The following is a 12,955-nucleotide window of genomic DNA, read 5'->3' on the forward strand; positions in this document are numbered from 1 at the left end:
TTTTCGATCCTTCTACATGTTATCTAATAATCGAAAACAAACTATCAAACACTTCATTCATCGTCGTAATAGCTTTAGAGTTTGCGACAAAATATTTTTGGAAAGCCATTAAATTAACCATTTCTTCTTCCATATTTACGCCTTCAATACTCATTTTTTCTTGTTGAATACCTTCTAATAAATCTTTATGAATATTTTGATAAGCATTCACTGCACTTTTATCAGAAACTACACCAACTATAAATTGGTCTAATGCTTGTTTATAAGAAAGACCTTCTTTATAATCTCCATCTGTAATTCCTGCTAGTTTATTTGCTGTTTCAGCGGAGATTTTCATTTTCGAAACATCTTTTGCGAATTCAGGGTTTAACTGAATATCTTTCGCATGATCTCCAACGAAGAAATCTTTTCCCATCACTGTATTCACTTGACCTTTTACAGAACTCATTAATTCTTCAAGGTTTTTCTTATAACTAGCAATCTTCGCTTTCGTATCTATCGCTGATTGAATTGCTCCACCATTTAAAGGAATATCCGATCCATAAATCGCAACAGACATTGGTTCTTTTTCTTTATTTAATTGAAGTGGATATGTATCTTGTCCATTTACTGTTAAAACACCATTCATTCTAACACTCGCGATATTAGGATTCATAGATTCATAAGATACTTCAATATTGGCATACTTAGACATCTCTGTAACGATGCGATCACGTTCGTCTAATAGTTGATTAGGTACTTGTGTCCCTGCTTGTCCAATTTTTTTATTCGCCTCTGCTAAACTAGCACCAAGACGATTAAATTCATTCACATGTGCTTCAATATCTTCTGTCGTCTGTGCTTCTGCTGTATCTAAGTTTTTCGCAAGACGATTTATCTGACTTGTGAACTTCCCAGTTTCAGAAACTAATGTATCGTAGTAGTTTGGTTGTTCTGGATTTTTTGCAACTTCACGAAAAGCATTGAAGAATCCATCCATTAAACTAGATAATGAATTTTTCCCTGTCGTTCCTACCATAGACTCTACTCGTGATAAAGTAGAATTCATATATGCGTAGTAAGAGAACTGTGACAACTGATCATTAAATTGCTTCGTTTTCACTTCATCTGTAATACGGTCAACTCCTAATGTTTGTACACCATAACCGATTCTCTGTTCAGGCGTATGACCGTTACTTGCTCCAACAGATCCGTAATTTACCATTTGACGAACATAACCCGGCGTATGAATGTTAGATAAGTTTTGTTTTGTCGTTTGTAATCCCATTTGGGCCGCTAGCATACCAGATAACGGCGTATTATAATCAGATAATCTCATAATGCTTCACTTCTCCTTTACAATAGTTCATTCATAAAGATTTGCGAATTATTGTTTTTCTCCAAATTGTATTCAGAAACGGAATCCACAATACTTTCTGTAGTTTTTAATAGTACGTTTAAGTAATATTGATTTTTCAAAAGAATCATTTTTACATTTTCTTCTAATTCATTTAAACTTTTTTGTAATTCTTCCATTTTTTCATTTTCTTCCTGTGAAAAATACGAAAATAGCGAACGCATACGCAGCGGTTCAACTTGTTTTTCTTTACAAAGCTGAACAACCATTTCCTCAAAAGATCGCGATAATCCTTTAACACCTTCTATGTACTGCAATTGCTCTACTTGCAACTTTTGAACTGCATTTACATTTTTATTTTTTAAATTCTCATATATTTGTTCCCCAAGCGTTTGAATATTTTCATATGCCTTTTGAATAATAACGAGCTTTTCATATAATTGTATGTACATATAGCTTCCTTTCCTTTACAAGACTAAATTTACAATCAAACCATGAATTTCTCCAATTTGATTTAACATTTCTAAATGCCCTGTTTTCGTATTAATTAAATTCATAACATCTTCTAACTCAGTTAATCCCATTTCAGCTTGTTTTACGATCGTCATTTTCTGCGAATATCCGTAACGCGGATGACGAGACATAACATCTTTATACTGCAATACGTTATCAACGTAAAAATTCAAAAATGATTTTACAGTATTTTTGTATTCCATTACATTATCGAGCGTTAACTCTAATTCGATTTTCTCTTTAATTTCTCCAATGTTATCAACAAATGCTTCCATTTGTTCTAACAATTTATCTTTTTTCGGATCTGCATGCAAATTATCCGAAAAAGCAAGTCCTGTCCTGACATTTGCTTCTTTCGGCATTTGAGTAGCAGGCGGTATATGCGATAAAATTGGATTATGCGAGATAGAACGCAGCATATATATCACCTATTTATTTTTTTATTTCCTTCCAAACTTAATCGTAAAATCCAGTTATTTATAATTATACTCTGTACAATGATATTTTGCAGTTATTTTTTATAGAAGATATGTTACAATTTAGCATGAGGTGGCACAAATCTATGAATATTTTTCTTTGTGGTTCAAATCAATTAACAGCATTAGATCAGGAAGAAATAAAAAAATTTTTAATTGACTATGCTCACAAACATAAAATTTACATATTATGTTATAAATCTATTGAAAATGAAGTTCTTCGTTTTTTCATTGAAAATGAAAGGTTCGCTCAAAATTTATGCCTTTACACACTACAACCGTTACAAGTATTAACAGACGAATTTCAAGAAGTCGTTGATTACTTAAAAAAACACGGAGCCGAGTATATTGCTTTTGATCATCCTTCCGACTCCATTTATCGATCAGATTATATGTTTTTTGTAAAGCAAATTGTCGAAGATACCGATTTAGTTCTCTGTTTTTATAACGGAGATAAACATACGTCTGTCATTCCCGTTGACGTTGCAAAAGAAGCAGGAATTGATGCTGTTATTTATGATTTACCAGGCTTACATGAAAAGCAGATGAAAAAAAGCTTTGAACAAAAAATTCGTATGATGTAAAGGGGGAGGCACAATATCGTTATTGTGCCTATTGTAAATATGAAAACTGAACAAGATTATGATTATTTTATCACGAGTTTTAAACAACAATTTAATATGGATATTGCTTCCTATAAACAAGATAGAATGCGCCGAAGAATCGATGCTTTCATTTCGAGAAAAGGTTTTGAAAATTACACAAACTTTTCAAATCATTTACGTACTGATCAAACGTTATTTTTAAGTTTTATTGACTATATTACAATTAACGTATCAGAATTTTTCAGAAATAAAGATCGCTGGCAAACGTTAGAGACGAAAGCTCTACCAAAGCTACTTGAACAAAATAATGGTAAATTAAAAGTATGGAGTGCCGCTTGTGCTGCTGGTGAAGAGCCGTATACACTCTCTTTAATCTTATCGAAGCATCTAGCTCCATTTCGCTTTGAAATCCAAGCAACAGATCTCGATTACCATATTTTAGAAACTGCAAAACGCGGTCAATATACAGAACGCTCTTTAAAAGAATTACCTAATGATTTGAAACAGCGTCATTTCACAAAAGAAGATGATACATATATATTGCACCAAAACATTAAACAACAAGTCACATTCAAACAACATGATTTATTAATGCAGTCATTCGATACAAACTACGATTTAATCATTTGTCGTAATGTAATGATTTACTTTACAGAAGAAGCAAGAGTAAAGCTCTATGAAAAGTTTAGTCGTTCATTACGAAAGGGCGGCGTACTATTCGTTGGTAGCACTGAACAAATTTTAACACCTGAACGCTACAATCTTCAGCGCTTTGATACATTCTTTTACGAAAAAGTATAAAAGAAGGTCGTCATAATTAAAATGACGACCTTTTTTTATTATATAATACGAATCAATATGATACCTATAACCCACATGAAGAGAAATAGAGCCGTAACAGACCATTTATGCTCTTGAATCGTATGTTTCAACGCATGAGATAATTGCGTCATATTCATTTCTGCAAGTGCTCTCCACACGCTCACATCACGTTCTTTAGAAATACGATCTGTACCGCTAATTAAGATTGTTTCATTAGACAATTTCGTCATGTAAGCTGTAATAACCGTTATCATTAAATTTATATTTCCTTCTGAAGAATCACTTTCCACTCTAGAAATGAGAGCACTTACGTCAAGTAAAGGAACATGTACTTTTCGCCCGAATGAAAGCTGTACTTCAGCGAAATCATACGTCCCATCGAGTAACGGAATATCTTTTATATACGCTTGCTTAATAATCCCTTGTAAACTTCTAACAATTTGTTCATATATTTTTTCCGATTGCTTTCCTTCCTCGGACAACATATGTAACTTTGAAAACAACTGCAACACCGTATCCATTTCCTTAGAAAGCATTTCTTTTACAATCTTTCCATCACCTAAACTTGCAAGCAAAATCCCTATTTCATTGTTTTTCGAAATGATTTTGGGCTGCCCAGTAAACACAAGGTTACTCCGCTTTCGTTCTTTCTGAATTTCATGTTCTGAAATAGCTGCAGGCTGTTTTAATGGTTGTAGCGTCTTATTTTGAATTGTCGTACGTTTAATTTCCATTTAAGCGCCTCCACTACTATCAAATTATTAGCCCCATTCTTTATTACTCTTTAAAACTAAAAACAGTACAAATAATCCTGACATAACAGCAAACACATTAGAAGCCTGTACTCCCTGCTCACTTTTTTCCTCTTTCTTTTCTTGTTGTTCTTCTATTTTCTCTTTCTTTTTAGAAACGACTTGATTGTCATTTCCGCTTTTTTTCTCTTTATGAACCTTCACATTATTTACTTCCTTGTTGTCTGTTAACGACTCTTTTATAACGTAGTTGATTTCCTCTTTTTCTTTCAACGGCTCTTTTATATAAGAGTTCACTTTTTCTTCTTGCTTTGGAATTTGAACAACTGGAAGTTTTTCTTCTGGAAGTGGCATCTCTATTTTCGGATCTTCCTGCTTCTCAATTTCTTTCTTATCTTCTACTTCATTTTGATTCTCTTGCTCTTCTATCTTTTCATCATCTTTCACTTTTTGTTCGATGATAGAAACGATATATTCACTCTCTGTCACAAGTTTGTTACCTGCCCCATCTGTTACTTCCACAATAAGTTGATGCGGCCCAACAGGTAAAGCTTCTGTTATTTCAAATATTTTCTGCCAATCCATGTCGCGTTTATTATAGTCTAATAAAAAAGTAATATCGTTACCGTCTTCTTTTCCTTTTAATATAACGCGCACTTCTTTAACAACCGATTCTATATCTACCGTCTGTACTCGTATATGAACGGATTCTCCCTTTTTCCGTTCAATTAAGTTCCCTTTTGCCTCATCAATACTAACTTTCTCTAACTTTGGCAATTCTTTATCTATAGTTGGTGCTTCATTGTTTATACGAATGAGCGGGACATTTAATTCGTTCTCTATTACTTCTTCCTTCTCATCTTCTTTATAGCTTTCAACGAGCCTAAGGTTCCAATCACCTTGTAAATCATATATTCCGGCCTTATAATTAGCGATCCATCGCTTCGTTTCTTCTTCATACTCAAAAGATATTATTCTCTCTTGTCTGTACTGCTCACCATTTTTTTGTAATTGTAATATACCTTTTACACTTTGAATGTTTTTTTCATTTGGTTCTACAGCAATCCACACTTCTTCGCCAACCTTTAGCTCCTGCTTATTAACTGTAATAACCCCTCGGTCTGTTTCTATCGTTCTTTCTTCTTTTTGTTCTTTCCCTTGCTCATTTTCTACTACTTTTTTTTCATCTTCAACCGAGGGCATTTCCACTTGTTCCGGCTGTTCCTGAACTTCTTTATTTTTTCCCTCTTGGTCATTCATTTCGCTTATATTTTGATCTTGTACACTTTTTTCTTCTGCCTGCCCTTGTGATGGTGAAAATATGCATATATGTAAGAATAGCCAACTAACTAGAAAAAACTTTACTTTTTTCATCTATTTGTTCAAACTCCTATTTTGACGCCTTATAGCGATTTCGTCACTTTTACTCCGAAAAACCCATCTACATTTACAAGTTCTCCATACGCCACTAATACATCGTTCACATAAATTTGAATCGGTTCATCAATATCTTCATCAAGTACGACCGCTTCATTTTCTTGTAGACTTAAAATATCTTGAATTGTTCTCACTGTACTTCCAAATACAAATTTAACATTCATTTCTACATTTTGTAGAATAGATGTATCCATATATACTGGCTCAACTTGCTTGACTTCTTTATATTCAATTGGCTGTACGACTGGTGCAGGAATTTCTTCCTCTTCAACAACTTCCTCAACTATTTCTTCTTGCTCTTCCACCATTGGATATAGAAGTCTTCTAACCATTTCTTTCGCTTCTGATATCGGTAGTATTTGATACATCTTTGATTGAAGGAGATCACCAATTTCAAGATTAAAAGTAATTTGAACGAGTTCGTCAACTGCCATCGACTCTCCCAAATACTCCATTTCTTCTTTTAAAGAAACAAATTTAACGTCTGGTGGTGTCATATCCATTTTTTCTTTAAACATTTCTGACATCGCTGTTGCAGCATGCCCCATCATTTGGTTCATAATTTCTTTAATGCCACTTAACTCTAATTCACTTAGCTCTTTCTCCGGATCAATTTCACCCGTTCCCATCATCATTAAATCTACCATTGTTAAAGCAACATCTTTCGTAAATACGAATACATTCTCATTTTTTAGTCCTTCAACAAAATCGACATTTAAAATAACAAACGGAACCGGTACTCCTTCATAATGACGAACATTAATCGCCTCTACATTTGGTGTACTAATAGTGACAGGCTGATTTAAAAGCGTCGATAGTACTGTTGAAGCCGAACCGATTGAAATATTCGCAATTTCACCAAGCACATCTTTCTCTTCTTGTGTTAATTGCTCTTTTTCTACATGCTCTTCTACAATCTCAGTTTCCTGCACTTCCGCCGGCTCATCTATTTCTTCTTCCACACCACCAGATAATTGTAACAATTTATTTATCATTCGCTTCGCATGTTCAACTGAAACAACCTGTACAAGCTGAGAATTCACAAGATTATCTATTTTTAATTCAAACGATACTTTAACAACCATATTATTCCCATTAATACCAGAAATCTTCTCCATCTCTTCTGTAAGTTGCACAACTTTAATTGTTGGCGGAGACATGTCTACCGTATCTTGGAAGAATTCTGACATAGATGTTGCTGCGAATCCCATCATTTGATTCATAGCTTCTTGTACTGCACTTAGCTCTAATTCACCAAGCTCTTTTCCCTCTTCAACTTCACCTGTTCCCATCATCATTAAATCAGCAATAGATAAAGCAACATCTTGTTGAAGAACAAGAAGATTTTCCATATCTAATCCTTTTGTGAAATGGATATTTAATACAACATGTGGAATTTCAACATCACTTGTATCATATAAATCTACCAATTCTACTTGAGGAGCAGTAATACTTACTTGCCTATTTAAAATTGTTGATAATACAGTCGAAGCTGAACCAAATGATATATTAGCAATCTCACCAAGAATATCGCATTCTTGAGGCGTTAAATGTTCATTTTCTTTTTCTAGCACAATTGTGCCAGTATCCCCTTTTGTGTGTTGCTCAGGCATTTTTCCTGCCTCCTCATTTTTGTTTTTCTATCAAATGATTTAAACTCTCTATTACACTCGTTATATTTTACCAAACTTATCATCTGAATTGTGAACATGTATTTATTTCCACAATATGTGTAAACGACGGTTTTCATATACTTATATTATTAGTTCTACCCAAAAAGCTCCCCAATTGTATACAAGTGGGGAGCTTCCTTCATTCCTATTATAAACCTTCTGGGTTTAAAATGAGGACCACTCGTCCATCACCGAGAATTGTCGCACCAGAGAAATAGTTAGAGCTCTCTGCAAAGAAATCACCTAATGACTTTAAAACTATTTCTCTTTGACCGATAATTGTGTTTACGATAAGTCCATAGCTACGATGTGTATTACGAACAATTAACACAGGAACCATTTGACTATCATATGATGCGAACGCCTCATCTACTGTTTTTTCACCAAATACAGTACTTAAATGTTTCACTTCAATAATTTGATTGCGATAGTTTAAAACGTCTTTCCCTTGTAACGATTGTATGTCTTCTTTCTTAATTCGAATGGCTTCAGCAATATTGCCAAGAGGCAAGGCATAACGCTTATCATTTGTTTGAACAAGCATTGATTGAATAATAGACAATGTTAAAGGAAGTTCAATTCTGAATGTACTTCCTTTTCCTTCTTCAGAATCAATAATTAAATGCCCACCTAAACTATGAATCGTATGTTTAACAACATCTAATCCAACCCCACGTCCAGAAAGGTCAGATACAACTTCCGCTGTACTAAATCCCGGTTGGAAGATAAGATCAAACACTTCACGATCCGTTAATTTATTTGCCTCTGATTCCGTTACAACACCATTTTTTATCGCTTTTTCTAATACTTTTCCTTTATGAATACCATTTCCATCATCAGTAATTTGAATTACGACATGATTTCCACTATGAAACGCCTCTAATTTAATAGTACCTGTCTCATTTTTCCCGGCATCACGTCGGTTTTCGACAGTTTCAATACCATGATCAATTGCATTACGAATTAAATGAACGAGTGGATCACCAATTTCGTCAATAACAATTTTATCAACTTCAGTATCTTCACCTTTAATTTGTAAATCGATTTTTTTACCTAAATCTTTCGCTAACATACGTACCATACGCGGAAAACGATTGAAGACCGTTTCAATCGGTACCATACGCATATTTAATAATACATTTTGGATATCTTTTGAAATATCCCCTAATCGATTTAAATGCTCGATTAACTCTTTATTTTGAATCGTTTCTGCTAATTCATCAATTCGTCCACGCTCAATTACACTTTCTTCAAACATATTCATTAATCTTTCGATTTTTTCTAACTGAACACGAATAGAGCGATTCTCTACTTTAGCATTTTTCGTTTTTGTAGTACTTTTAGCCGGTGTAGTACTAGCTGTTGGAGTTCGTGCCTCTAGAGGTGGATCCAGCTGCGTTGCTGCAATAGATTGTACGATTCCTTCTTCAGCTATATTTCCTTGCTTCACTTCTACTTTCTCAATTTCAGAAACGTGAAGCACCACCTGTTTCAATTCTTCAACACTACGATCAGTATCCATATATACTGTAAACTCAAATCCAAAAGCATCCGCTTCGATTTCTTCAATGCTTGGAACCGTTTTTTGTATATCCCCTACATTTTGTAATGCTTCAATACACATAATGGCACGTACTGCTTTTAAAATGGCTTGTTGTTCGACGGTTATATATACTTCATGTGAAACTGTATCATCATTGTTTATACTACTTTGCTCTACTTGTTCCATAGAAGCTTCTACATTCCCATTTAATAATGCTTCTAATTTATGCTTTGTAGATACAACATCAATATTACCCATTCCACCCTGCTGCACATCTGTAACCATCTTTTCTAAATTATCAATGCACTCAAAAATAACATCAATAATATTAGCATTCACCATCATATTTCCGTGACGGATTTCGTCTAAAACATTTTCCATCTTATGAGTTAAATCTGCCATTTCCGCAAATTCCATACTCGCAGACATACCTTTAAATGTATGAGCTGAGCGGAATATTTCCCCTACAACACCCATATCGGCAGGATTCTGTTCTAAATTTAGCACATTTTCATTTAGCGACTGTAAATGTTCTTCTGCTTCTTCAAAAAATATATTTAATAGATCTGTTTGCATTTTAATCCCCTACCTGTCTAACAAACATTTCATTTATGTATAACAATTTAGTGTTTTATAACGAGAAAAAAGGGGGCCACACGTCTATCCGCTATCATTGATTTGATTCTTTGTGGCACCCCTTCTATATTAGCTATTTGCTACTTTTGTTAAAGCTTCGATAACACGATCGGCTTGGAATGGCTTTACAATAAAGTCTTTTGCCCCGCCTTTAATTGCATCTAATACCATACCTTGTTGTCCCATTGCAGAACAAATAACAACCTTTGCACTCGAATCAATTTTCATAATTTCTTTTAATGCTTCAAGTCCGTCCATTTCTGGCATAGTAATATCTAGTGTTACAATATCAGGTTGAAGTTCTTTATACTTTTGAATCGCTTCTACCCCATTCTCTGCTTCACCGATAACTTCAAATTCTGAATTACTTTTTAATAAGTTTTTAATCATTGTTCGCATAAACATTGCATCGTCTACAACTAAAATTTTATGTGCCATTCTTTTTGGTTCTCTCCCTCTATGTATAAATATATCTTAATATTTCACCTTATCATTCTCACTCATTATACAAAATAAAACGAGAAAATTTAATATTTTTTTAAAAGAATTTCTGTATTTTTATTATTTTATTAATAAAATGGAAATATATTATTCTTTAATATATATTACAACGCGCCGGTTTTTCTCCCAATTTTGCGGTGAATCATTTGATGCTACTGGTTTTGTGTCCGCATATCCTACCGCTGCTAATCGTTTATCATCTACATTATACACTTCAATTAAGTGGTGAATCATATTAGCTGCTCGTGCTGAAGATAATTCCCAGTTGGAAGGAAATCTTTCATTATGAATCGGTCTACTATCTGTATGTCCTTCTACAACAATTGGGTTTGGTACCGATTGAAAGAACCCTACTAATTGACTAATTACTTCTTTTGCTTCCGGCTTAACATTCGCATCGCCTGTATCGAATATTAAGTTATCTACTATAACGATGCTAACACCTGTATCTTCTCGATATACATTCACTTGACTAACACCATTATTATCTACATATGCTTTTAACTTTTTATACAATTCATCCATTCGTTTTTTTGAAACTGCTTTTTCATCATTTTTTTCATGTGAAATATCTGGTATTGTACCTTCCATTACTTTCGCATCCACTTGTTCTGCATCACTAAACTTTTCAAGCATCTTCGATAATTTTACTGTATCTTGTTTTGATGTAGCAACTAATAGTACAAAAAAAGTCAATAACAACATCGTTAAATCAGTAAAAGTCGTCATCCAACGAGGCGATCCTTTTTGCGGTCGTTTTATCATCACCATACCACTCCTTGAAATATTAGGCTGCTCGTTTTTCTTTTTTTATCTTCGTTTCATATACGTATGTATCAAGTTTTAACTTTAACTTAGAAGGAATTTGTCCTCGGTAAAGCTCTGTGATTGCTTCTATTACAAACTTCTTCTCTGTATACAAATCTTCAATGCCACGATACACTTTTTCAGATAACGGTATTGCAATCATGTTTGCAATAACAGATCCATACAATGTCGTCAACATAGCAACTGCCATTCCTGTACCAATTTGCGATGTATCTTGCAAGTTTTGAAGCATAATAATAAGACCAATTAAAGTTCCTATCATACCCCACGCTGGAGCGAAATCACCAATCTTATCTAATAATGTTGCTCCTTTTCTTAACTCATATACTTCTGTTTCAACATCTCTCATTAATACTTCTTTTAATTCTGCTTCATCATATCCACTTAACATTAAACGAATCCCCTTTTGAATAAAAGGATTGTCTACTTGCTCTCCATCAACTTCTAACGAGAGTAAACCATGTTTTTTAGACTTCTTTGAAAAATCAACGAACAAATCCGTTAACTGTTCTAGATTTTCCTCTCTTCTATGTAAAACAGCAAAAATACTTTTCGTATATTTTTTTATTTCTCCAAATCTATATGCCACAATAATTGTCGCTGTTGTTCCCCCTATAACGATCAAAATAGATGAAACATCTAAGAAATTTTTAAAAGCTTTTATTCCACCACCGCCAAGCATGATCGCTGCAATTAAAATAACGAAACCTACTACAATGCCAAAGGGGCTAGAAATATCAAGCTTCCTTTTTTTCCTTTGCGGTCTAGCTAATCCTTGATTTTCGTCTCCCATATTCCTGCCCTTCCTTTTTCGTTTTCGTAAAACATTTTTTTATTTTAATAATGCGTTTTCACATATAACAATCATTATACGCGTATCATCTATTTATCGCAATATACTCATTAAATTGACACATTTCATTTCTATATTAGAATTATAGTATGGAAATATGAGGAGGATCACGATGGAACATAACATTTTACAAGTCATTGCATTAGCAGAAAAACTAAAATATGAAATGCGACATAGTTGGCTTTCTAACGGACGTCAAGAAAGTGTTGCTGAACATACGTGGCGTATGTCCCTAATGGCTATCTTAGTTGAGCCTTATTTGGATCAAAAAGTAAATATAGAAAAATTACTTAAAATGGTTATTATTCATGACCTTGTCGAAGCAGAAGCTGGTGATATTCCTGCCTTTGATACGATGAATAGCCGTGAATTACAATTACAAAAACAGAAAAATGAGCTAGAGGCCATTTTAAATATTAAACGTACACTAGAAGGTCCTCTCGGCGTGGAATTATACGATTTATGGATGGAGTTCGAAGCGAAAGAAACGTATGAAGCAAAAGTTGCTAACGCACTTGATAAACTTGAAGTGAAAATTCAGCATAACGAAGCTAATATTGATACTTGGTTACCAATTGAGCATAAAATGACTTTCCAAGTTGGTAAACATACAGATTTTGACTCTTTCTTATCTAAATTACAAAAAATCATTGAACAAGACGGAGAAAAAAAATTACTCGCTGCCGGCATTGACGTTGAATCATGTAAACAATAACCATTTAATTATGAAATAAGACACTCAAAATGAGTGTCTTATTTCATAATTGTTGATATTGCCTGCTTATAAATAAGTTGTTGTTTTCCATCTACTAATATTAATACTGTAAATCTATCTACTCCAACTACTTCCCCTACTATTCTTACTCCACTCTTTAAAAATATAGTAACTGCATCTTTTTCTTCTTTTATTTGTTTATACAACTCTTCTTGTAAGTGTTCCATAACTGTTTTCCCCTTTACAAATAAATAATCCTAATATA

Annotated in this window: 14 protein-coding genes; 3 read left to right on the top strand and 11 right to left on the bottom strand. The window is 33.7% G+C overall.

The window, feature by feature from the left end; translation table 11 throughout:
* Positions 1-19 precede the first annotated feature (19 nt).
* Genes flgK through AC0IXC_RS14630 form a run of 3 tightly spaced genes read right to left on the bottom strand, consistent with a single transcriptional unit; the run spans position 20 to position 2,268 of the window.
* Complete coding sequence (flgK, locus tag AC0IXC_RS14620; RefSeq protein WP_326996399.1) at positions 20-1,318, bottom strand: flagellar hook-associated protein FlgK; 1,299 nt, start codon at positions 1,316-1,318, stop codon at positions 20-22.
* A 17-nt stretch (positions 1,319-1,335) separates the two neighbouring features.
* The gene (locus tag AC0IXC_RS14625; RefSeq protein WP_002064619.1) at positions 1,336-1,788 is read right to left on the bottom strand and encodes a flagellar export chaperone FlgN; all 453 of its coding nucleotides are present in this window, start codon (positions 1,786-1,788) and stop codon (positions 1,336-1,338) included.
* Positions 1,789-1,803: 15 nt separating this feature from the next.
* A complete protein-coding gene (locus AC0IXC_RS14630; RefSeq protein ID WP_340851044.1) occupies positions 1,804-2,268 on the bottom strand; it encodes a YaaR family protein in 465 nt (154 codons plus the stop codon).
* A 143-nt stretch (positions 2,269-2,411) separates the two neighbouring features.
* Between AC0IXC_RS14630 and AC0IXC_RS14635 the strand changes: the two genes are divergently transcribed.
* Both AC0IXC_RS14635 and AC0IXC_RS14640 read left to right on the top strand, forming a co-directional pair.
* Complete coding sequence (locus AC0IXC_RS14635) at positions 2,412-2,909, top strand: flagellar motor switch protein FliG (RefSeq protein ID WP_471653000.1); 498 nt, start codon at positions 2,412-2,414, stop codon at positions 2,907-2,909.
* 39 nt (positions 2,910-2,948) lie between these two features.
* Entirely contained in the window at positions 2,949-3,731 is a 783-nt protein-coding gene (locus AC0IXC_RS14640; RefSeq protein ID WP_142344638.1) for a CheR family methyltransferase, read from the top strand.
* 38 nt (positions 3,732-3,769) lie between these two features.
* Here the strand turns inward: AC0IXC_RS14640 and AC0IXC_RS14645 are convergent, their stop codons facing one another.
* From AC0IXC_RS14645 to AC0IXC_RS14675, 7 genes are all read right to left on the bottom strand, one after another.
* Positions 3,770-4,486 carry a hypothetical protein gene (locus AC0IXC_RS14645; RefSeq protein WP_471653001.1) on the bottom strand — a complete coding sequence of 239 codons (717 nt, stop codon included), beginning with the start codon at positions 4,484-4,486 and terminating at the stop codon, positions 3,770-3,772.
* A gap of 27 nt (positions 4,487-4,513) precedes the next feature.
* A complete protein-coding gene (locus tag AC0IXC_RS14650) occupies positions 4,514-5,878 on the bottom strand; it encodes a transglycosylase (RefSeq protein WP_215591075.1) in 1,365 nt (454 codons plus the stop codon).
* A 29-nt stretch (positions 5,879-5,907) separates the two neighbouring features.
* Positions 5,908-7,554 (bottom strand): flagellar motor switch protein, encoded by a 1,647-nt coding sequence (locus AC0IXC_RS14655; protein ID WP_215591074.1) that lies wholly within the window; start codon positions 7,552-7,554, stop codon positions 5,908-5,910.
* A gap of 208 nt (positions 7,555-7,762) precedes the next feature.
* Positions 7,763-9,733 (bottom strand): chemotaxis protein CheA, encoded by a 1,971-nt coding sequence (locus tag AC0IXC_RS14660; protein ID WP_215591073.1) that lies wholly within the window; start codon positions 9,731-9,733, stop codon positions 7,763-7,765.
* 129 nt (positions 9,734-9,862) lie between these two features.
* Complete coding sequence (locus AC0IXC_RS14665; RefSeq protein WP_000940577.1) at positions 9,863-10,231, bottom strand: response regulator; 369 nt, start codon at positions 10,229-10,231, stop codon at positions 9,863-9,865.
* Positions 10,232-10,381: 150 nt separating this feature from the next.
* Positions 10,382-11,059 (bottom strand): OmpA family protein, encoded by a 678-nt coding sequence (locus AC0IXC_RS14670; protein ID WP_215591072.1) that lies wholly within the window; start codon positions 11,057-11,059, stop codon positions 10,382-10,384.
* Positions 11,060-11,081: 22 nt separating this feature from the next.
* A complete protein-coding gene (locus AC0IXC_RS14675) occupies positions 11,082-11,915 on the bottom strand; it encodes a flagellar motor protein MotP (RefSeq protein ID WP_471653002.1) in 834 nt (277 codons plus the stop codon).
* A 172-nt stretch (positions 11,916-12,087) separates the two neighbouring features.
* Between AC0IXC_RS14675 and AC0IXC_RS14680 the strand changes: the two genes are divergently transcribed.
* Positions 12,088-12,690: an HD domain-containing protein gene (locus AC0IXC_RS14680; protein WP_471653003.1), complete on the top strand. Its 603-nt coding sequence runs from the start codon at positions 12,088-12,090 to the stop codon at positions 12,688-12,690.
* A gap of 38 nt (positions 12,691-12,728) precedes the next feature.
* Here the strand turns inward: AC0IXC_RS14680 and hfq are convergent, their stop codons facing one another.
* Positions 12,729-12,917 (bottom strand): RNA chaperone Hfq, encoded by a 189-nt coding sequence (gene hfq, locus AC0IXC_RS14685; RefSeq protein WP_002186245.1) that lies wholly within the window; start codon positions 12,915-12,917, stop codon positions 12,729-12,731.
* Positions 12,918-12,955: the final 38 nt, after the last annotated feature.

The organism is Bacillus sp. AC266, assembly GCF_979253805.1.